The organism is Labrenzia sp. THAF35 (assembly GCF_009363595.1).
Lineage (GTDB): Bacteria > Pseudomonadota > Alphaproteobacteria > Rhizobiales > Stappiaceae > Roseibium > Roseibium algicola.
This window is the reverse complement of sequence record NZ_CP045380.1, coordinates 2,298,965-2,320,717: the sequence shown is the minus strand read 5'-3', so window position 1 is coordinate 2,320,717 and position 21,753 is coordinate 2,298,965. Positions and strand designations below refer to the sequence as shown.

At 59.8% G+C, this 21,753-nt stretch carries 18 protein-coding genes; 6 read left to right on the top strand and 12 right to left on the bottom strand.

Annotation, left to right across the window (positions count from 1 at the left end; genetic code table 11):
- Positions 1-208: 208 nt before the first annotated feature.
- Positions 209-1,531, top strand: coding sequence for an FAD-dependent oxidoreductase (locus FIU93_RS10665; RefSeq protein WP_152505545.1), 1,323 nt, complete (start codon positions 209-211; stop codon positions 1,529-1,531).
- Positions 1,532-1,932: 401 nt separating this feature from the next.
- The gene (locus FIU93_RS10660; RefSeq protein ID WP_152505544.1) at positions 1,933-3,054 is read left to right on the top strand and encodes an ATP-dependent RecD-like DNA helicase; all 1,122 of its coding nucleotides are present in this window, start codon (positions 1,933-1,935) and stop codon (positions 3,052-3,054) included.
- On the opposite strand, the gene FIU93_RS10655 is transcribed toward FIU93_RS10660, so the two are convergent.
- A complete protein-coding gene (locus tag FIU93_RS10655) occupies positions 3,038-3,688 on the bottom strand; it encodes a TetR/AcrR family transcriptional regulator (protein WP_152505543.1) in 651 nt (216 codons plus the stop codon). The genes FIU93_RS10660 and FIU93_RS10655 overlap by 17 nt on opposite strands.
- 406 nt (positions 3,689-4,094) lie before the next feature.
- On the opposite strand from FIU93_RS10655, the gene FIU93_RS10650 reads away from it, so the two are divergent.
- On the top strand, positions 4,095-6,545 hold the full coding sequence (locus FIU93_RS10650) for a Tex family protein (RefSeq protein WP_152505542.1): 2,451 nt from the start codon (positions 4,095-4,097) through the stop codon (positions 6,543-6,545).
- 43 nt (positions 6,546-6,588) lie between these two features.
- Here FIU93_RS10650 and FIU93_RS10645 read toward each other — a convergent pair whose 3' ends face one another.
- Entirely contained in the window at positions 6,589-7,527 is a 939-nt protein-coding gene (locus tag FIU93_RS10645; RefSeq protein ID WP_152505541.1) for an MliC family protein, read from the bottom strand.
- Positions 7,528-7,779: 252 nt separating this feature from the next.
- Here FIU93_RS10645 and FIU93_RS10640 point away from each other — a divergent pair, with 252 nt between their 5' ends.
- Both FIU93_RS10640 and FIU93_RS10635 read left to right on the top strand, forming a co-directional pair.
- On the top strand, positions 7,780-8,466 hold the full coding sequence (locus FIU93_RS10640; protein ID WP_152505540.1) for a DUF2270 domain-containing protein: 687 nt from the start codon (positions 7,780-7,782) through the stop codon (positions 8,464-8,466).
- Positions 8,467-8,690: 224 nt separating this feature from the next.
- Complete coding sequence (locus tag FIU93_RS10635; protein WP_152505539.1) at positions 8,691-9,116, top strand: GNAT family N-acetyltransferase; 426 nt, start codon at positions 8,691-8,693, stop codon at positions 9,114-9,116.
- A gap of 42 nt (positions 9,117-9,158) precedes the next feature.
- On the opposite strand, the gene FIU93_RS10630 is transcribed toward FIU93_RS10635, so the two are convergent.
- Positions 9,159-10,400 (bottom strand): FAD-dependent oxidoreductase, encoded by a 1,242-nt coding sequence (locus FIU93_RS10630; protein WP_152505538.1) that lies wholly within the window; start codon positions 10,398-10,400, stop codon positions 9,159-9,161.
- Between the two features lie 192 nt (positions 10,401-10,592).
- Here FIU93_RS10630 and FIU93_RS10625 point away from each other — a divergent pair, with 192 nt between their 5' ends.
- Complete coding sequence (locus FIU93_RS10625; RefSeq protein ID WP_152505537.1) at positions 10,593-11,240, top strand: GntR family transcriptional regulator; 648 nt, start codon at positions 10,593-10,595, stop codon at positions 11,238-11,240.
- Here FIU93_RS10625 and arsB read toward each other — a convergent pair.
- The 9 genes from arsB to glpD all read right to left on the bottom strand — a co-directional run bounded on the left by arsB (position 11,237) and on the right by glpD (position 21,725).
- Positions 11,237-12,283 (bottom strand): ACR3 family arsenite efflux transporter, encoded by a 1,047-nt coding sequence (gene arsB, locus FIU93_RS10620; protein ID WP_023003391.1) that lies wholly within the window; start codon positions 12,281-12,283, stop codon positions 11,237-11,239. The genes FIU93_RS10625 and arsB overlap by 4 nt on opposite strands.
- Positions 12,284-12,441: 158 nt before the next feature.
- Positions 12,442-12,795 carry a metalloregulator ArsR/SmtB family transcription factor gene (locus tag FIU93_RS10615; protein ID WP_055661220.1) on the bottom strand — a complete coding sequence of 118 codons (354 nt, stop codon included), beginning with the start codon at positions 12,793-12,795 and terminating at the stop codon, positions 12,442-12,444.
- A 193-nt stretch (positions 12,796-12,988) separates the two neighbouring features.
- Positions 12,989-13,819 (bottom strand): dipeptide ABC transporter ATP-binding protein, encoded by an 831-nt coding sequence (locus FIU93_RS10610; RefSeq protein ID WP_152505536.1) that lies wholly within the window; start codon positions 13,817-13,819, stop codon positions 12,989-12,991.
- A 1-nt stretch (position 13,820) separates the two neighbouring features.
- Positions 13,821-14,657: an ABC transporter ATP-binding protein gene (locus FIU93_RS10605; RefSeq protein ID WP_055661219.1), complete on the bottom strand. Its 837-nt coding sequence runs from the start codon at positions 14,655-14,657 to the stop codon at positions 13,821-13,823.
- A 3-nt stretch (positions 14,658-14,660) separates the two neighbouring features.
- Positions 14,661-15,590 carry an ABC transporter permease subunit gene (locus FIU93_RS10600; protein ID WP_023003395.1) on the bottom strand — a complete coding sequence of 310 codons (930 nt, stop codon included), beginning with the start codon at positions 15,588-15,590 and terminating at the stop codon, positions 14,661-14,663.
- A gap of 16 nt (positions 15,591-15,606) precedes the next feature.
- Positions 15,607-16,614, bottom strand: coding sequence for an ABC transporter permease subunit (locus FIU93_RS10595; RefSeq protein WP_023003396.1), 1,008 nt, complete (start codon positions 16,612-16,614; stop codon positions 15,607-15,609).
- A 118-nt stretch (positions 16,615-16,732) separates the two neighbouring features.
- Complete coding sequence (locus FIU93_RS10590; RefSeq protein WP_023003397.1) at positions 16,733-18,337, bottom strand: ABC transporter substrate-binding protein; 1,605 nt, start codon at positions 18,335-18,337, stop codon at positions 16,733-16,735.
- Between the two features lie 297 nt (positions 18,338-18,634).
- Positions 18,635-20,128: a glycerol kinase GlpK gene (glpK, locus tag FIU93_RS10585; RefSeq protein WP_152505535.1), complete on the bottom strand. Its 1,494-nt coding sequence runs from the start codon at positions 20,126-20,128 to the stop codon at positions 18,635-18,637.
- A gap of 76 nt (positions 20,129-20,204) precedes the next feature.
- Positions 20,205-21,725 (bottom strand): glycerol-3-phosphate dehydrogenase, encoded by a 1,521-nt coding sequence (glpD, locus tag FIU93_RS10580; protein WP_152505534.1) that lies wholly within the window; start codon positions 21,723-21,725, stop codon positions 20,205-20,207.
- Between the last annotated feature and the right edge of the window lie 28 nt (positions 21,726-21,753).

The following is a 21,753-nucleotide window of genomic DNA, read 5'->3' as shown; positions in this document are numbered from 1 at the left end:
ACAATTTGAGACTTGAGAACAAATTCCACGATATTTAGCAAACTCATCATGATGGTTTTATTTGTAAACAGATGATGATTTTTAGCCGCATCTGCAGCCTTTCCGACAAACGATATGACTGGATCGGAACATCAAGTGGCGGTTTTGCCGCTAGACAAAAAAGGGGCTGTCCTCTGTTCTGTGCGAAACGCCGGAAGGAAGGACAGCCATGCCAACATCAAACGAAACGCCGAACCGTCATGACGTGATTATCATCGGTGCCGGCATCATCGGTTGCGCCATCGCACTGTCCATGACACGCAAGGGCTACAAGACACTGAATGTCGACGCCCTGCCGGCAGCCGGCTATGGCTCCACCTCCAGCTCCGCGGCGGTGATCCGCACCTATTATTCCACGCGCGACGGCACGGCGATGGCCCTTGAAGGCTATCACGACTGGAAGAACTGGCAGGCCTATCTGGAAACGGAAGACGCCGGGGAACTGGCGCATTTCATCGAGACCGGCACCCTGGTGATGAAGACCGCATCCGACAACTACCAGAAGCATGTTCTGGAACATGCCGACGCCCTCGGCATCCCTTATGAACACTGGTCGGCCGACCGCATCACACAGGAACTCCCCGGCTACAACCTGGACTGTTTCGCCCCGGCGAAAACCATGGATGACGACGACTTCGGCATGCCGACCGGTGGCGCGCTTCAGGGAGGTGTGTTCTTCCCGGCAGGTGGCTACGTCGACGATCCGCAAATCGCCGCCCGCAACCTGAAGGATGCGGCAGCCAAGCTTGGGGCACAGTTCCGCTTCAAGACCAGGATCGTCAAGATCCCGGTAGAGAACAACCGTGTCACCGGTGTTCTCACTGAAAACGGCGAACATATCCCGGCAGCCATCGTCATCAATGTCGCCGGCCCGCATTCCGGCAAGGTGAACGCGCTCCTGGAAGGTGAGACCGGACTGAAGATCGGCCACCGCCCGCTGCGCCAGGAAGTGGTTCAGATCGCCCCGCCACAAAGTCTGAATTATTCCCGCGAAGGCCTGGTCGTTTCCGACAACGACATCTCCGTCTACGTCAAGCCGGGTGGTGGCGGCCAGTTGATGATCGGCAGCCAGAACCCTGCCTGCGACCCGCATCTCGTGGAAGATCCCGACGATTTCGCAATGGACCTCACCGACCGCGGTCTCACCTATGCCTACCGCTACTCTCAACGGGTTCCCGAGCTGGGCGTTTCCCAACACCCTGTCGGTGTGGCAGCGCTCTATGATGCGACGGACGACTGGCTCCCGATTTACGACCGCACCAATGTCGACGGCTACTACCTGGCCATCGGAACCAGCGGCAACCAGTTCAAGAACGCAACCGTTGCCGGACGCCTGATGACGGATCTGATCGGTTACTGCGAAGCTGGCAACGATCATGACGCCAAGCCATTGCAATTCAAGCTGGAGCATGTCCCCCACACGCTCAACACGGCGACCTTCTCCCGCAAGCGCGAGCTGACCAAGGAAAGCTCGTTCTCGGTTCTGGGGTAATTTCACTCAAGCTTCTGTTCTTCTGAGCCGAAATCGTAGGAGCGATCCCCAACCCTCCCCCACATCCTGAGGAGCGCACGAAAGTGCGCGTCTCGAAGGATGGGCCACTTGCTCCTGAGTGTGCTGCCCATCCTTCGAGACAGGCCTTCGGCCCTCCTCAGGATGAGGGGGAGGTTGGGGCTAGGGCTGGGCTGGGGCTGAGTCTGGGTCTACGGCTGCGGCTGGAACTACGGCAAGGTCTGAGGCTGGCGTCTGGATTGGAAACGGCTCCTGTCTGGCTTCGCTGGACGAACGCCCGGTGCGCGCGCCTGAACATACCGGCCTCGAGCCCCCCAATTCCGCCGTGGTCGAATCGCGCGTTTCAGGGTAAGCAACCGGTTCTGATCCTGAAGGAGCATTCCGTGGCCTGGTCCCCGCAACAAGATGAAGCCCTGAAAGAAGCCGCTGCCTGGCTAAAGCGCGGCGACAGGCAGGTGTTCCGCCTGTTCGGCTTTGCGGGCACGGGCAAGACAACGCTTGCCCGGCATCTGGCGGAAGGCATCGACGGCGATGTCTGTTTTGGCGCCTTTACAGGCAAGGCTGCGCATGTGCTGCGCCAGAAAGGCTGCGAGGATGCGGGCACCATCCATTCGCTGATCTACCGCCCACGCTCGGCCAAGGAAGAAGACGACCTTGACGACGATGATGACGACAGCGGCCCGCAGTTTGCCATCAAGCGGGACAGCCAGGCTTCGACCGCGAGCCTGATCGTCATCGACGAATGCTCCATGGTGGACGAAGACCTGGGCAAGGACCTTCTGTCCTTTGGCACGCCCGTTCTGGTGCTGGGCGACCCGGCACAGCTGCCTCCGGTCAAGGGCGGTGGCTTTTTCACCGAAGCAGAACCTGACGTGATGCTGACCGAGGTTCACCGGCAGGCGCAGGACAATCCGATCGTGCGCATGTCGATGACCATTCGCGACGGTGGCCAGCTCGACTACGGCACATTCGGCGAAAGCCGGGTGATCCACCGGCGCGACATCGACAAGGACCAGATCCTTGCCGCCGATCAGGTGCTGGTCGGCACCAACAAGACGCGCAGGCTCTACAACGCCCGCATTCGCGAGTTGAAGGATTTCTCCACTCCCATGCCAGCGGTCGGCGACAAGCTGGTGTGCCTCAGGAACGACAAGACCAAGGGGCTTCTGAACGGCGGTCTTTGGACCGTCAAGCGCCTGCGGACACCACGTGGCAACACGTTGCGCTTCGATGTCGTGTCCGAGGACGAGCTCTCGAGAAACGCCGTCAAGGTGAAGGTGCTGCCGGCCATGTTCGAGGATGGCGCGGAAAGCATTCCCTATGCCATCCGGCGCAAGGCGGACGAATTCGACTACGGCTATGCGCTGACCGTCCACAAGGCCCAGGGCTCGCAGTGGGACAACGTTGTCCTGTTCGATGAAAGCTGGGCATTCCGCGAGCACAAGAGCCGCTGGCTTTATACCGCAGTTACCCGCGCCGCCGAGCAGATCACTGTCGTAAGATAGGCGAGTTGAACGCGGCTTCGGAAATCTCCTGCAGATCATTGCTTGCAGGAAGTGCCTGGAGGCCGGTCTCAATAAAGGTTCTGAGATCGTTCTCGCTGCTGCCGCTGCGCCCAAGCAGGGCAATTGCCGAAAACTGTCCGTCGATGAAGGTTGCCGTCCGGTCCACGTCCGTATCTTCAGACATCTCCCCCGCGGCAACCGCCTTTAAGAGGCGATCCCTGATGGCCTTGAACCGGGCAGCCCTCAGGTCCAGCACGACTTCCTGGTGCCGCTGAGCGCCGTATGTGCAGTCGACAAGGGCATTGACGAGAAAACATCCAGCCGGCGTTTCCTTGTCCAGCGTCAGATCCGCGACGGCACCGAGAAAATCCCGGAAGTCCTGGACAACGTGTTTTTCTGCCCGTTTCAACCTGGCAAAAACCGGCCCGCCATAGGTTTCGAAATAGTGCAGAAGCGCCTTTTCGAACAGCGCTTCCTTGTCGCCGAACGCCGCGTAAAGGCCCGGTTTGGCCATGCCTGACGCCTCGGCAAGATCGCTCATGGATGTGCCGGTGTAGCCGTTCTGCCAAAAGGCGATCATCACGGAATGAAGAGCGTCTTTGGTATCGATTTTTCTTGGCCGTCCGCGCGCCATCGGTCTGCACTCCTCATAACAAACCGTGTGATCCGGTTATTAAAGCTCGGGAACCTTGAACCTCGGCAGGATGTGCGCCCTTGCCCCCATGCGCACCACCAACCGACCACGACATCTTGTTGAAAGAATAGCTGCTCGTTTTCAACGCAGAATACGCAATTTATTGCAATTCGTACAGGAACTACCTGTAGCTCAACCTAAAAGTGCATACCAAAACAATTTCACTGCACTGCCTGCCGCAAGATTGGTTCGCCATTGGGCTCGGCTTGTTTCAATCCGGCGCGCCCGATCCGGCAATCTTTCGGTATTTCACAGTGGACGGAGCTCATCGGTCCCTTTTCCGCCCGATTGAGGGGGCTTATCGTCTGCGGCTCAGATTTTTCTCGACGGAAAGTACCTTTCGTAAATGGCAAGCGTATCGATGACCGACCCGACCACGTCCACTCCCAAGGCCGACCTGTCCGCCCAGACCGCCCTGCGCATCGCACAGAGGATTGCGGATGAAATCGGCTGCAAGGCCGGCCAGGTGAATTCGGCCGTCCAGATGCTGGACGAAGGTTCGACGGTGCCGTTCATCGCCCGCTACCGGAAGGAAGCCACCGGCGGGCTTGACGACACCCAGCTGCGCAAGCTCGAAGAGCGGCTGATTTATCTGCGCGAAATGGAAGACCGCCGCGTCGCCATATCCAAATCCATCGAAGAACAGGGCAAGCTCACCGACGATCTTGTTGCCAGCATCCAGGCAGCCGATACAAAGTCCCAGCTTGAGGACATCTATCTGCCGTTCAAGAAGAAGCGTCGCACCAAGGCGCAGATTGCCCGCGAAGCCGGTCTGGAACCGCTGGCCGACACTCTTCTGGACGATCCCACCCGAGACCCCGAGGCCGAAGCGGCCGCTTACGTGGATGAAGGCAAGGGCGTTGCCGACACCAAGGCCGCGCTTGACGGTGCCCGCCAGATCCTGATGGAACGCTTTGCCGAAAACGCCGAGCTGGTCGGCCGCCTGCGCCGCCATGTCGAGGAACGTGGTGTCGTTCAATCGAAACTCATCGACGGCATGGCAGAAAAAGGTGCGAAATTCGCCGACTATTTCAACTATTCCGAACAATGGTCGAAGATCCCGAGCCACCGTGCCCTTGCGCTGTTCCGTGGCCGCAACGAAGGCATCCTGTCTGTCGACCTGACGGTTGATGCTGACGACGTCTCCCCTGTCCTGCCCGCCGTAAAGATGGTTGCTGACACCTATGGCATCGCCGACCGGGGTCGTCCTGGCGACAAGTGGCTTATGGAAGCTGCGCGTTTTGCCTGGAAGGTGAAGCTTGCCCTTCACCTGGAACTCGACCTGATGGGTGTCCTGCGTGACAAGGCGGAAGAAGAAGCCATCCAGGTTTTTGCTCGCAACCTCAAGGATCTGCTGCTGGCAGCACCCGCCGGTTCCAGAACCACGCTCGGCCTCGATCCCGGCATCCGGACGGGCGTGAAGGTTGCCGTTGTCGATGCAACGGGCAAGCTGGTCGAAACCGCGACCATCTATCCGTTCCAACCGCGCAATGATGTCTCCGGCTCCCGCGCCGCTCTCCTCGCCTTGATCGCGAAACACAAGGTCGGCCTGATCGCCATCGGCAACGGCACGGCCAGCCGCGAAACAGACAAGCTGGCGGGCGACGTTCTGGCGGACATTCCCGCCGCCCAGCGCCCGGTGAAGGTCATCGTCAACGAGGCCGGTGCTTCGGTCTATTCGGCCTCCGAACTGGCGGCGAAGGAAATGCCGGATGTCGACGTTTCCCTGCGCGGCGCGGCCTCCATCGCCCGCCGCCTGCAGGACCCGCTTGCCGAACTGGTCAAGATCGAACCGAAGTCTATCGGCGTCGGCCAGTACCAGCACGACGTCAACCAGACCAAGCTGGCCCGTGCGCTGGATGCGGTTGTCGAAGACGCGGTGAATGCCGTCGGCGTTGATCTCAACACCGCCTCTCCCGCCCTGCTGTCGCGCATTTCCGGCCTGTCGGACAGTCTGGCAAAGGCGGTGGTCGAACACCGTGAAGCCATCGGCCGCTTCGACAGTCGCACACAGCTCAAGGAAGTCCCGCGCCTCGGCGCCAAGGCTTTTGAACTCTGCGCCGGCTTTCTGCGCATCAACGAAGGCAAGGAACCGCTCGACGCCTCGTCCGTCCACCCGGAAGCCTATCCCTTGGCAAAACGGATCGTGAAGGCCTGCGGCCGCGACGTGCGCCAGATCATGGGCGACGCCTCACTGCTGAAAGGCCTCGAGCCGTCAGAATTCACCGACGAGAAATTCGGTCTTCCAACCGTGAAGGACATCCTGTCGGAACTGGAAAAGCCGGGCCGTGACCCGCGCCCGGAATTCAAGACCGCCACCCTTCAGGACGGCGTCGAGGAAATTTCCGACCTGAAACCAGGCATGAAGCTGGAAGGCACAGTCACCAACGTTACAAACTTCGGCGCCTTCGTCGATGTCGGCGTCCACCAGGACGGGCTGGTGCATGTCTCCCAGTTGGCGGACCGTTTCGTCGATGATCCGCACAAGGTCGTGAAGGCCGGTGACATCGTCAAGGTGACGGTCCTGGAAGTGGATGTACCGCGCAAGCGCATCTCCATGACCATGAAGTCCCAGGCCGACTATCAGGGCCAGCGTGAGCGCGGTGGTCAGGACAGGGGCGGCCAGAACCGAAGCGGTCCTGGGGGCCGAGGCCCCGGCGGAAAGGGGCCCGGCGGCGGCAACGGTCCGCGCGGAAATGGCCCCCGTGGTGGCGGCGCGCCGAAATCCTCCGGCGGAGACAGCGGCAACAACGCCTTGGCCGCGGCACTCGCCGCAGCGATGAACAAGAAGAAATGACGGCCTGATCCAGCGGCGTTATCAGCGCCGCTGGATCAACCTGCTACTGGTTTTCGTAACAGTCATCAATGCCCGAAGGCGACTGGAGCAAGAGCTGACGTCCCTTGCTGTGAGCCGTGTACTGACCGTCCGTATAACGCGCGCCCGACCCTGAGACGACCTGCTCGAGCCGTCTCGGTGGGTGACCGTCAATGGTGTAGATCAGGTGGCCGTTGCCGCTTTGCACGTAGGTGGCCGTCAAAGGCAATCCTTCGGTGCACGTGTAATGCACCGTGATTGAGTCACCGGCGGCCGGCTGCGCCACATTGCCAGCTGCTGCCGGTTGATAGTTGCGCGCCGGAAAGGCATCGGTGATCTGGTAAAGGTCCGACCGCGGCCCATTTCCCTGCGCATAAAGGATCATGCGCCGATGCAGATCCAGCTGCAGCGTCACATTTCTTGAAGCATCGTGGAGATACACCGACCAGTCGTCCCGGCCGAATTCCTGAAAATAGAAATTCACGGTGCCGTAGACGTCCGCTTCCTGCCACTGGCCGTTTCCAACGTTTGTGAAACTGCCGCCAGAATGCCGGACAACACCAACATTCTGGCCGTTCACCCCAGGAGCTGCCGACAGTTGGCCGCCAGGTTGCTGCGGCACCGGGTTCTGGACCTGAGGCCGGCCTCCGCAGACCTCATATATCCCCGGGTATGGGCGCTCCGAGCAGAACAGCCCGCCCCAGTGATAGCCCGTCTGTCCGTTGCGATACCTGACCTGGAACCACTCGTATCCATTCATCATGACCCCGGTACCGGACAGGATCAAAATGGCATCCCCCTGACGGAGACTGCCGCTTTGCCCGTATTGCATACCAGGACCACTGCGAACCTTGCCGCCGTAGGATGTACCATTCTGCGGGAAATCGACGTCAGGTGAGGCGAAAGCGAAACTGGCTGGCAAAACAAGTGCTGCCAGCACGACAAAAAGCGAAAACCTGTTCATCAAAATGCCTGTTCTATTGATGTTTCTTAAGAGAAAATGCAGCGTCTTCGGAGAAAATTACTGTATTCAACGACAAACTTTAGGTCATACGAACAGGAAAAGGAACTTCGATTTGCGGTTGCTTGCGCGGCACTTTGTCAGACAGGCAGCGCGCGCCCTTCCCCGGCTTCGCCATGGTCAATTTTGCCCCTCTGGCAATAGCGGGAAACTGCATTACTCTGTTTTAACAAGAAGTCCGTTTAGGAACGGAATATGTCTCAGAAGGATCAGGAACAGGACTGGCCCAAGCAGGACATGGAGTCCGGCACGCTCACCGCGCTTGCCCACCTTTACCGCGCTGAGGTGTTTCGCAGCACACATTGGCGCACCCGCCTCGACAACACCACCAACTGGGCCGTCGTCACCACCGGCATCGCCCTGTCCGCGACATTCTCCAACAAGGAAGCCTCACCCTTGCCCATGGTGCTGGTAGGGCTGCTGGTAACTGTTTTCCTGATCTTCGAAGCTCGCCGCTACCGCTACTACAACATGTTTCGGGCGCGGGCTCGGCTGATGGAGACGGACTTTTACGCGCCCATCCTCGCCGGAGGCAAAGTGCCCATGCGCGGAAGCTGGGCAACGATGCTCTCCGACGACTATGAAATGCCGCATTATCATATCTCGCTGGTCAGGGCGGCAGGACGGCGCTTGCGCAGCAACTATTCCTGGATCCTGGCGATCCAGGCTATCGCATACTACGGCAAGCTGGCGATACACCCTGTCCCACTGACCAGCCTTGCCGACGTGTTCCAACGGGCGGCGATAGGGCCGATCCCCGGATGGACCGTCATGCTTGCAGGTCTTGTCTTTCATACCAGCTGGGTGGTGTTTGCCATCGTGACCTTGCATCTCGACAAGCTCTACCGGGAAAAACGCCGCTCGCCAATGCAGTCGATCTGAGACAGCCGATGTCAGCTTCGAGAAGCATGTGTCTTTTCCTCCGGCAACAGGGTGTGGTATGGGCCTCTCAGTCCACTTCGGAGATTTTATGTCCTGACCTCTCGGGCACCTGTAGGTGCCCATCCGCAAATCGCCTCCGGCTGCTCCGGACCGCGTTTGCCAAACCTGAAGAGAGACACCACCCGGTCGTGACCTCATGATCGGCAAAGGACAATGTTATCCAAATGATCAGACCCTATGTCAGCCAGGACGCTGAACGGATCATCCATATCTGGCGCAAGGCCAGTGAATTCGCCCACCCGTTTCTGAGTGACGACTTCCACGACATGGCCGCCATCGCCATCCGCGACATCTATCTGCCGAAGGCGGAAACCTACGTCACGGAGATCAACAGTGTTGCCGTCGGTTTCATCTCGCTGCTGGACAACTACATCGGCGGCCTGTTTCTGGACCCGCAATATCATGGACGTGGCCTCGGAAGGGCCCTTGTGGATCACGCGGTCAAACAGAAGGGGCCGCTCACCGTTGAAGTCTTCAAGGAGAATGCTCGCAGCCGGCGCTTTTACACCGCCTATGGCTTTGTGCCGACCGAAGAATACTTCCACGAACAGGCACAGCACATCAGCATTAAAATGACGATGAAACCCTGACAGAAAAGCGGCGGCCTTCGGGCCGCCGCAACTGACTCTGGCTCAGAACCGGCTTGCCGCAAAGGGCGCTGGATCGATATCAGGCCGCGCGCCCTCGATCATGTCCGCAATCATCTGCCCTGTGACGGCAGATTGCGTCAGACCGTGGTGCGCGTGCCCAAAGGCATAAAAGATCCTGCTATGCCGTGTTGCCGGCGAGATGACCGGCAGGCTGTCAGGAATCGACGGGCGGAACCCCATCCAGCGTTTGCCGCCTTCCGACTTGAGCTCCGGGAAAAACAGCTTTGCCTTGGCCAGCATTGCGTCCACGCGGCGCCAGTTCGGCGGCAGGTCGAGACCGCCGAATTCCACCGCTCCGCCGACGCGCAAGCCGCTGGACAGACGCGACAGGACGAACCCGTGACCGGACAGCATGATCATGCGGTTCACGTTAACGCCGGGGTTCGGGATGGTGATGTTGTAACCGCGCTCCGTATCCAGCGGGATCGGATCTCCCAGCTGCGCGGCAAGGGCCTTCGACCATGCCCCGCAGGCAATCACCAGTCGCTCGGCCGCGATCGTGCTGCCATCTTTCAGGATCACGTCACAGCCCTTGTCATTGGGCTGCAAGCGGCTGACCTCACCAACCTCGAACATGACACCCTGAGATGACAGCCACTCGGCAACCGAAAGGCAAAGGACCTTGGGCTCATCCACCTGCACCCAGTCCGGCACGAGTGCCCCGCCGACGACACGGGAAGAAAGGTCCGGCTCCAGATCCCGGATCGCTGATGCATCCAGCTCCTCAACCTTGATGCCGTAGTCGCGCTGCTCGGCCCAGCCCGCGCGAGAGGCTTCAAGCGACTGCACCGTGTCGAACAGCTCCAGGCAGCCGTCCCGGCGCACCTGGTTGTGGGTTCCCGTCGTCCGCCAGAGCGCTTCCCAGGCCGGAAGAGCGCCTCCATTCAGATCCGCCAGCGCCTTCGTGCTCTGCGCCACCTTTGCGGGGTTTGAAGCCGCCATGAAACGCAGCATCCACGGGAGGATCTTGAGCGCATAAGCCGGACGGACCGACAAGGGACCCAGGGGATCCAGCATCCATTTGAAGGCCTGTTTCCAAAGACCAGGCGAAGCAAGAGGCGCAACGTCTGTCCAGGCGATGGCAGCCGCGTTGCCCTGGCTTGCGCCTGCCGCAGGGCCTTCGCGGTCCAGCACCGTCACGCCGTATCCGCGTTGCACCAGGCTGGCAGCAGTTGCCAGCCCGACGATGCCCGCACCAACCACATGGACATGTCCCTTGCTCATTCGGCGTGTCTTTTCTCGTTCGCGATCAACGACCTGTTCGGCGAAACAATGCGGGTGTCGCAAGGATCCACCGACCGGACCAACAGTCTGCTTTCAGGTTCACCGTCCTGCCAGAACCGGCAAGGCTCGTCTAGCGGCTGACCTTCTGATATATCACTCGCACATCTGAAACATATAAAGGCCCAGACTTTCATGTCCGCAGATTTCAGCCGATCCACTCAGGCCTATCGCCTGCTGGAAGAAGAAATCGTGACCCTGAAACTGAAACCAGGGACAACCGTAACGGAAGCCGCGCTTACACAGAGACTGGGTTTTGGCAGAACACCCATACGCGAAGCCATTCAGCGGCTGTCCTGGGAAGGCCTTTTGAGCATCCGGCCGCGGCTTGGCATTGTCGTTGCGGAAATGAACCCGTCCGATTTTCTGAAGGTCCTTGAGGCCCGCCACGCCCTGGAACGTCTCGTTGCAGGGCTGGCAGCGCGGCTTGCCAGCAAGGACGACCGCAGAACCCTGGAAGCGATTGCGCTAGACATGCGCGAGGCGGCTGCGAAGCCGGACGTGGCGGACTATCTGCGCCTGGACAAAGCCTTCGACGAAGTCGTCTCGGCCGCTGCCTGCAACCCCTTTGCAGCAAAGGCCCTGGCCCCTTTGCAGACGCAGAGCCGCCGGTTCTGGTACCGCCATTTTGGTGAGGAAGATCTCACCCCGGCAGCCTGGAGCCACATGGAGGTCATGCGCGCCGTTGCTGCCGGAGACGAGGCCGCCGCGATGGATCACGCGGAAAACCTGATGCTGTACCTGCGCCGTCAGGCAACAACGCTGGTCAGCGGCTCCGGTTAGGCAGCCGCCGGAAAGTGAGACCGTGTCCGGTTTGCAAAGGCGACCAGCGACAGCATCACCGGCACTTCCACAAGAACACCGACAACCGTCGCAAGGGCAGCGCCCGAGTTCAGACCGAACAGGCTGATGGCAACGGCAACGGCAAGCTCGAAGAAGTTGGACGTCCCGATCAGCGCTGCCGGCGCGGCAGTGTTGAACGGCACCCGCCACAGATACCCCCAGGCGTAGGCGACGAAGAAAATGCCATAGCTCTGGATCAGCAGGGGCACGGCAATCAACACGATCACCAGCGGCTTTTCCAGAATGGTCTGCGCCTGAAATCCGAACAGCAGGACAACGGTTGCCAGAAGACCCATGACGGAGAAGGGTTTGACCTTTCCCGTGAATTCGGCGATGCGCTCGTCGCTCCCCGATCCATCCAGCGCCTTGCGGGTAAAATAGCCGGCCACCAGCGGAATGATCACATAAAGGATCACCGACAGCAGCAAGGTCTGCCACGGCACGACAATGTCAGTCACACCAAGCAGCAGCGCTGCGATGGGCGCGAAGGCAAACACCATGATGATGTCGTTGATGGAGACCTGGACAAGCGTGTAGTTGGCATCGCCGCGCACCAGCTGGCTCCAGACGAAGACCATGGCCGTGCACGGAGCGACCCCGAGCAGGATCATGCCGGCGATGTACTCTTTCGCAGTCTGCGGATCCACCAGCCCCGCAAATACGTGCTCGAAGAACAGGATGCCGAGTGCCGCCATCGTGAAGGGCTTGACCAGCCAGTTGACGACGATCGTGATGCAAAGCCCCTTGGGCTTGCGGCCGACATCCTTCAGCGAGGCAAAATCGACGTTGACCATCATCGGGTAGATCATCACCCAGATGAGTACGGCCACAACCAGATTGACGCTGGCATATTCCAGAGAGGCGATCGCCTCGAAAACCCCGGGAAAGAGGGCGCCGAGCCCGACCCCGGCGGCAATGCACAAGGCAACCCAGAGCGACAAGAAGCGCTCGAAGAGCCCCATGGGTGACGTTTCCTGTGTCATTCCAACTCTCTCTCACATCGGCATTTCAGCAAACCAGGGAGCAGCGTGGAAAACCTGCCCGAGGTGTCTCAACTTCAATTCGCTCAGAACCGGTCACGCAGCTTGTCTTGCAGCCGAAAGGAACCTTCCGGCATCCAGGCGTATCTGTTTCCTGAATGTCAGCACTTCCCACCTGGTTCACAGCCGCCACCGGCCACAAGCGATGCGATCGGCGCGCAGAGTTCCGGGTTGCCGCCGCAGCAGTCCTGCAGCAGGTAGGTCACTAGGCCCTGCATCGCCTCCAGGCTCGCCCGATAACAAATCGAGCGCCCGTCCCGTTCGGCGTGCACAAGGCCGGATCGGGACAAGGCGCCCAGGTGGGTCGACAGGGTATTCGGACGCACATCGAGTGCATCCGAGATGGCACCGGCGGTCATGCCTTCTTTTCCGGCCTTCACCAACAGGCGAAAGACGTCGAGGCGAGTTTCCTGACCAAGAGCTGCCAATGCATTCAGGGCGTCTTCTTTTTCCATATTTCGAGAATACTCGAAATATGGAACTATGCAACCCCAAAATTGCTGCGTTGCGAGAAGTTGCAAACCGAAGCTGCGACCGGGCCGGAATCTGAGCGCAGGTCAATCCCGGTACTTCCGTGACCGAAAGCAAAAGACCCCCGCTCCGGAAAGAGCGAGGGTCTTGTTTTCAGCGTCTGACAGAACTGCCGGTTCAGGCAGCCTTTGCAGCCAGTCGTTTCCTGATGCTTTCCACATCCGCATTCGGCGTCGCGGCGAACAGTGTCTTGGTGTAATCGTGCTGCGGGTTCTCGAAAACCTCGTCCCGCGTGCCGTATTCCACCACTTCACCGAAATACATCACCATTACCTTGTCTGCGATGTAGCGCACCACCGACAGGTCGTGAGAGATGAACACATAGGTGAGGCCCATCTCTTCCTGCAGGTCCGCAAGCAGGTTCAGAATCTGCGCCTGGACCGACAGGTCAAGCGCGGAGACCGGCTCGTCGAGCACCAGCAACTTCGGCTTCATCATGATTGCCCGCGCAATCGCGATGCGCTGGCGCTGACCACCGGAGAACATGTGCGGATAACGGCCGTAGTGCTCCGGCTGCAACCCGACCTTCTCCAGCATCTGCAGCGCCAGGTCACGGCGCTCTGCCGACGGCATGTCCGTGTTCAGGAGAAGCGGCTCTTCCAGAACATGGCCGATCTTCTGGCGCGGGTTCAGCGAGCCATAGGGGTTCTGGAAAACGATCTGCACCTTCTGGCGCATTTCGCGGGAAATACCGGTCTTGGAGATATCGATCGGCAGGCCGTCGATCTCGATAAGGCCGGAAGACTGAGCGTCGATCATGGTGAGCATGCGCGCAAGGGTCGACTTGCCACAGCCACTTTCGCCGACCACGGCAAGGGTTGTGCCGCGTTCCACATCCAGATTCACGCCCTTGACGGCGGTCAGGGTCGACGCCTTCTTGAACATGCCGCCCTTGATGTCATAGGTCCGGTACAGATCGCGGACCTTGAGGATCACATCGTTAGCCATCTCAGAAACCTCCCGCTTCGGCAAAGTCGCTCACCGTCGGCAAGCGGTCGCCCGTGGCATTTTCCGGCAGCGCTGAAAGCAATGCCTTCGTATACGGGTTCTTGGGGTTTTCGAAGAGGGACAGCACGTCGGCCTCCTCCATCTTGCGGCCCTTGTACTGCACGATGACACGATCGGCGGTTTCGGCCACCACGCCCATGTCATGGGTAATCATGATCAGCCCCATGCCGCTGTCCTGCTGCAACTTGACCAGGAGATCCAGGATCTGTTTCTGGATCGTCACGTCGAGGGCAGTCGTCGGCTCGTCGGCGATCAGCAGTTTCGGCGCACAGGCAATTGCCATGGCGATCATCACACGCTGGCACTGGCCGCCGGACATCTGATGCGGAAATGCGGAGAGGCGTTCGGCTGGGTTCGGAATACCGACAGAGGTCAGGATCTCGACCACCCGGTCCCGGGCCTTACGTCCCTTCAATCCCATGTGGGTCTTCAGTGTTTCACTGAGCTGGAAGCCAACCGTGAAACACGGGTTGAGGCTGGCAATCGGCTCCTGGAAGATCATCGAGATGTCTTTCCCGATCACCCGGCGCCGTTCCTTGGCCGACAGCGTGCGCAGGTCGAGGCCCTCGAATTCCATCTTGTCGGCGGTGATCGTTGCCGTGTTCGGCAGCAGACCCATGGTCGCCAGCATGGCGACGGATTTTCCGGACCCGGATTCGCCGACGATCGCCAGGACCTCGCCCGCATCGACCGCATAATCAACACCGTCAAGCGCCTTGAACGGGCCCTTGGCGGTGTCGAACTCGACCTTCAGGTTTCTGATTTCAAGAAGAGACATGGCTTAGCTCCTCTTCAGTTTCGGGTCGAGTGCATCGCGCAGACCGTCACCGACTAGGTTGATGGCAAGAACGGTGATCAGGATCGCCAGACCCGGGAAGGTTACCACCCACCAGGCGCGCAGGATGAATTCGCGCGCTTCGGCAAGCATGGTGCCCCATTCCGGTGTTGGCGGCTGTGCCCCCATACCCAGAAAGCCGAGGGCAGCCGCATCCAGGATCGCGTTGGAGAACGACAGCGTTGCCTGAACGATCAGTGGCGCCAGACAGTTCGGCAGGATCGTCTTGAACATCAGCCGCATGTGCCCGGCACCTGCCACCTTCGCCGCGACGACATAGTCCCGTGTGCGTTCGGACAGGACGGCGGCGCGGGTCAGACGCACGAAATGCGGCTGCAGCACGATGGCAATTGCGATCATGGCATTGATCAGCCCGGGCCCCAGGATAGCCACCAGCACGAGGGCCAGCAGAAGCGAGGGGAATGCCAGGATGATGTCCATCACGCGCATGATCAGCGTGTCGGTCATACCGCGCATGTAACCGGCGACAAGGCCGATCACGACACCGCCGACAAGGGCGATGGTGACGACGACAACACCGATGAACAGCGAGAAGCGCGCGCCGAAGATGAGGCGCGAAAGAATATCACGGCCAACGGCATCCGTTCCCAGCAGGAACGCGGCCTTGCCGCCCTCCTCCCAGACCGGAGGCACGAGGAAACTGTCGCGATACTGAAAGTCGGGACTATGCGGTGCGACCAGCGGTGCGAAGATGGCCATGAGGACCAGCAACGCGAACACCACGAGGCCGACAACGGCACCCTTGTTCTGTGAAAAGTAGTACCAGAACTCGACAAGCTGCGCCTTGGTGGCGTTGCGGCTTTCGGCCTGGAGCTTGGTCTGATCGGCTTTCGCAGCCGGCGAGGTATTTGTCATTTTCCTTGTCCCCGGCTCAGTTGTGGCGAATTCGCGGATTGATCAGCCCGTAGAGCACGTCCACGATCAGGTTGACCATCATGATGATACCGGCAATCAGCAGCAGACCACCCTGGACCACGAAGTAGTCGCGGCGCGAGATGCTGTCGACGAGCCATTTGCCGATGCCCGGCCAGGAGAAGATAGTCTCTGTCAGGATCGCGCCGGCAAGAAGCACGCCGACCTGCAGGCCGATGGTGGTCACCACCGGGATAAGGGCATTGCGCAGCGCATGCAGACCGATCACCGCACGGGGCGGCAGGCCTTTCGCGCGGGCTGTGCGCACATAGTCCTCGCCCAGAACTTCCAGCATGGCGGATCGTGTCTGGCGTGCGATCACCGCCATCGGAATGGTCGCCAGAACGATGGACGGCAGGATCAGGTGCCGGACGGCGGAGAGGAAGGCCCCCTTCTCGCCGGACAACAGACTGTCGATCAGCATGAAGCCGGTGACCTGCGGGAAAAAGAACATCAGCGAGATGCGCCCGGAGACCGGTGTCCAGCCGAGGGTTCCCGAAAACAGGATGATCAGCAGCAGGCCCCACCAGAAGATCGGCATCGAGTAACCGACCAGCGCCGTGCCCATGATTGCCTGGTCGGCAACCGATCCGCGCTTCACGGCCGCGAAGATGCCGGCGGGAATGCCAAGGCAGACGGCAATGATTATGGCGCAGAGCGCGAGTTCGGCAGTCGCCGGAAACAGTGTCAGAAATTCATCCAGCACAGGCTTCTTCGACACGAAGGACGTGCCCAGATCCCCCTGGAAGATACCTGCGATGTAGTCGAGGTACTGTTGCCAGAGCGGTTTGTCGAAGCCAAGCTGGCCAAGGACCTGAGCCCTCCGCTCATCAGATATACCGCGCTCGCCTGCGAGCAGTTCGGCAGGATCGCCGGGCAGCATGCGGATAAACGAGAAGGCGACGAGGGTGACGCCGAAGAATGTCGGTATCAACAGGCCGAGACGACCTAGAAGAAAGCGAAGCATGTCAGGTTCCAGATACGAAGAGCCAGCGGAAACGACCTGATGTCAGGAAAGCATCCGCCGGCCAGAATGTCCGAAGGCGCCGGCATTGCTGCCAGCGCCCTCTTCGAGTTAGGCGGATTTACTCCGCAATGTCCACGCCGTCAAACCAGTGGCCGCCGAGCGGGTCCATGACGTAGCCAGAGACCTTGGAGGACATCGGCATGAAGACCACGGAGTGCGCGATGGTTGCCCACGGAGCCTGCTCCTTGAACACGACCTGTGCCTCTTCGTAGAGCTTGGTGCGCTCTTCCTTGCTGGTCACGGTCTTTGCCTTCTTGATCAGCGCGTCGAACTCTTCGTTGCACCACTGGGCGCGGTTGGAGCCGCCGACACCGTCACAGCCGAGCAGAACGGCCAGGAAGTTGTCCGGGTCGCCGTTGTCACCGGTCCAGCCGAGAAGCACGGCACCGTCGCGGTTCTCGTCCTTGGAACGGGACAGGTATTCACCCCATTCGTAGGAAACGATCTCGACGTTAACGCCGACGTTCGCGAAGTCGGCCTGCATGACTTCAGCCATACGACGAGCGTTCGGGTTGTACGGACGCTGTACCGGCATCGCCCAGATCTTCATGGAAAGATCGGATACACCAGCTGCTGCCAGCATTTCCTTGGCCAGTTCCGGATTGTAGTCGTCGTCTTCAACGGCGTCGTTGTAGGACCACATGGTCGGCGGGATCGGGTTCTTGGCAGCCTGGCCGGAGCCCTGGAAAACTGCGTCGAGGATCGCCTGCTTGTTGATCGCGTGGTTCAGCGCCTTGCGGACTTCCGGCTTGTCGAACGGTGCCTGCTTGGTGTTGTAAGCGAGGTAACCGACGTTCAGGCCCTGCTGTTCCATCAGGGTCAGGTTGCCGTCAGCCTTGATGTCGGCGATGTCGGCCGGTGCCGGGTACGGCATGACGTGACATTCACCGGCCTTCAGCTTCTGAAGACGCACGGCTGCATCCGGAGTGATCGCGAAGATCAGGTTGTCGACCGGCTGCTTGCCACCCCAGTAGTCCGGGTTTGCCGCATAACGGATCACGGCGTCCTTCTGGTAACCCACGAAGGAGAACGGACCGGTGCCGACCGGCTGCTGGTTCAGCTGTTCCTTGGAACCGGCTGCTTCAAGCTGGGCTGCGTATTCGGCGGACACGACGGAAGCGAAGTCCATCGCCAGGTTGGCGATCATCGGTGCTTCCGGACGGTTCAGGACGAACTTGACCGTGTAGTCGTCAACCCTGACGATTTCCTTGATCAGGTCCGGCATGGACATGCCGTCGAAATATTCCCACGCGGTACCGGCGGTGTATTCGTGCCACGGATGATCCTTCTTCAGCTGACGCTCGAAGGTGAAGATCACGTCGTCTGCATTGAATTCACGGGTCGGCGTGAAGAAGCTGGTGGTGTGGAACTTCACACCCTGACGCAGCTTGAAGGTGTATTCCAGACCGTCTTCGGAAACTTCCCAGCTTTCAGCCAGGCCCGGCAGCACTTCGGTCGTGCCGCGCTTGAACTCGACAAGCCGGTTGTAGATCGGCTTGGAGGAAGCGTCGAACGTCGTGCCTGCGGTGTAAAGTGCAGCATCAAAGCCTTCAGGCGAACCTTCAGAGCAATAAACCAGGTTTTTTGCAGAAGCGCCGGTTGCTGCAATCACAGCAAGGCTTACGCCAAGAAGGGATGCCTTCAAGGTTTTTTGGAAATTCATCAAACTGTTCTCCCCTTGATGAAGAGCAAGGGCCTTGCATCGTTGAATCGCGCAAAGGAGTTAAGCCCAAGCCAGCGCAAACTAAGGCGTTTTTTTGGCAGAAAATCAACTGCCAACATATTTCTAATTTGAGGATGTTTTTGAAATTTTTTTGCTAGGTAAGAGTTGCTGCCGTAAATTTTTAATGCGGCAACGTTAACTCACGAGAAACAAATACCGCAACGGCAGCGTTTTTCAAGCTTCATCTAACCGCCTGAAAACAAAAGGCTCCCGCAACAACGGGAGCCTCTGAATTTCTCAATCCTGCGTAGAACGGGTTCGTTTGACAGCGTCCTGCCATCCGGCAAGCAATCTGGCCCGCTCACTTTCCTGTAAACGCGGCTCGAAACGCTTTTCCAGCTTCCATTCAGCCGAAAATGCGTCGGCGCCAGGCCAGACACCTGCCTTCGATCCGGCGAGCCACGCAGCCCCGAGCGCCGTCGTTTCCGGGACAGTCGGCCGGTCGACCGGCGCGCCAAGAATGTCGGCCAGAAACTGCATCGTCCAGTCGGATGCCGTCATGCCACCATCGACACGGAGCACCGGTTGTTCGGCCTCCGGCCAGTCTGCCCGCATGGCTTCAACCAGGTCGCTGGTCTGGTAACCGACGCTTTGCAGCACCGCACGGGCAATTTCCTTCGGACCCGTGTTTCGCGTCAGACCGAACAGCGCGCCCCGGGCTTCCGCGTCCCAATAGGGAGCGCCAAGACCAACGAAGGCAGGAACAAGGTAGACGTCCTGGTTGGGATCCGCCTGTTCGGCAAGCGACTGCGTGTCGCCGGCACTTTCGATGAGCCCCAGACCGTCGCGCAGCCACTGGACGGCAGCACCGGCAACGAAGATCGACCCTTCGAGCGCATATGTGGTTTCGCCGTTCAGCCTGTAGGCGATGGTCGTCAGCATGCGGTTGTTGGACCGGACCGGTTTGGACCCGGTGTTCATCAGTGCAAAGCAACCCGTGCCGTAGGTTGACTTGACCATTCCCGGCTTGAAGCATGCCTGCCCGACCGTCGCGGCCTGCTGGTCGCCGGCAACACCGAGGATCGGTATTGCCCGACCGAACAATTCCGTATCCGTGACGCCGAAATCATCCGCACTGTCCTTGACCTCGGGCAGCAGGTTCTGCGGGACGTTGAGGAGTTTGCACAGCTCTTCATCCCACTTGTTTTCGTGAATGTTGTAGATCAGCGTCCGGGAAGCGTTGGTGGCATCGGTTGCGTGCACCTTGCCGCCCGTGAGTTGCCAGATCAACCATGTGTCGACGGTGCCGAAGGCAAGCTCACCGCGTTCCGCACGCTCGCGCACACCGTCCACATTGTCGAGGATCCAGGCGATCTTGGTTCCGGAAAAATAGGGATCCAGCAACAGGCCCGTCTTGGCGGAAAAAACTCCTTCGCGGCCTTCCGAGCGCAATTTCGCACAGAAATCGGCCGTACGACGGTCCTGCCAGACAATGGCGTTGTAGACCGGTTCGCCCGTCGATCGGTCCCAGACAAGGGTGGTTTCCCGCTGGTTGGTGATCCCGATCGCGGCGACATCCGCGCCACCGGAGGGTGCCTTTTCCAGCGCTTCCCGACACACGCGCAGCGTGCTCGTCCAGATATCGGCCGGCGAATGCTCCACCCAGCCCGACTTCGGGAAGTGTTGCGGAAACTCCTGCTGCCCCACACTGATTGGATGGAAATCGTCGCCGAAGACAATTGCCCGGCTCGACGTCGTGCCCTGGTCTATTGCCAAAACACATCCGGCCATGGCGCACCTCCCGTTTTCTTCTTGTCATGAAAACTGCCGGCAAGGCCGGCAGGTCATCTGGTTCCGTTTGATAAAACTATGCCGCAGCGCCGGCCTGCTCCGCAAGATAAGCCGACAGATAGGTATCCAGCTCGGCAGCTTCCTCCCCGCTGAGCCGCAAACCCAGTTTCGTCCGCCGCCACAGGATGTCCTGCGCACTGCGGGCCCATTCGCGGCGGACCAGCCATTTCACTTCCGCTTCATGAAGATTGTAGCCAAAGCAGCGGCCGAGATCTTCGAGCGTCTTCGCTTCCCCGAGTATGAAGCGCGCATCCGTGCCGTAAAGACGGGTCAGACGAGTAGCGAAGACCTTGTCGAGGAACGGATAATCAGCCTCGAGGCGTGACACTTCCGCATCGAACTCGCTCACCTTGAAATCACCGCCCGGCAGCGGCGCATAGGCCGTCCATACCCCGCGCTTGAAAGGCAGATACGGCTCCAACTTTTCCAGGACATGCTCGGCAAGCTTGCGATAGGTCGTGATCTTGCCACCGAAGACGGACAGGATCGCCGGCTTTGCATCGCCCGCATCCAGCTCAAGCACATAGTCGCGCGTCGCCGCCTTGGCATCCTTTGCACCGTCATCGTAGAGCGGGCGAACGCCGGAATAGGTATGGACCACTTCTTCAGGCGTGATCGCGTTTTCCAGATACTCGCTCGCCGCCTTGCACAAATAGGCGATTTCGTCCTTCGAGATCTCGACCTTGCTCAGGTCGTCCTGGAAATCGACATCGGTCGTACCAATCAGCGTGAAGTCGTTTTCATAAGGAATGGCGAACACGATCCGGCCGTCACCGTTCTGGAAGATGAAGCAACGGTCGTGTTCGAACTGGCGCTTGACGATGATGTGGCTGCCCTTGACCAGCCGGACGCTGGAACTGTTGTTCGCCCCGGTGACGCCGCTCAGCATGTCCGCAACCCAGGGCCCGGCGGCATTGACCAGCACATTGGCAGTGACGGTCTTTTCCTCGCCGCTTGCAAGGTCTTTCAGAACGACCTGCCAGACGTCGCCGTCCCGCCGCGCGCTGATGCATTTGGTACGGGTCTGGATTTCGGCACCGCGATCAGCCGCATCGCGCGCATTCAGAACCACCAGTCGAGCATCGTCCACCCAGCAGTCCGAATATTCGAACCCCTTCTTGAAGAGCTTCTTGAGCCCTTGCGAGAACGGAGGCTGATCCAGACGCACGGTCTTGGTGGCCGGCAGCAGTTCCCGCCCGCCGAGATGGTCATACATGAAGAGGCCGAGCCGCAGGAGCCATGCCGGACGCAGGTCCTTGTGGTGCGGCAGAATGAACCGCAGCGGCCAGGCAATATGCGGCGCTGCGCGCCACAACACTTCACGCTCTTTCAGCGCTTTGCGCACCAGACCGAACTCGTAATATTCCAGATAGCGCAGCCCGCCGTGGATGAGCTTGGTCGAGGCCGACGATGTGGCGCCGGCAAGGTCACCCATTTCGACCAGAAGAACCGAAGCCCCCCGGCCGACCGCGTCGCGGGCGATGCCCGTTCCGTTGATGCCCCCACCAATGATCAAAAGATCGTAATCCGCAGCCATAACTGTCCCCGGCCTGTGTTTTTGCGTC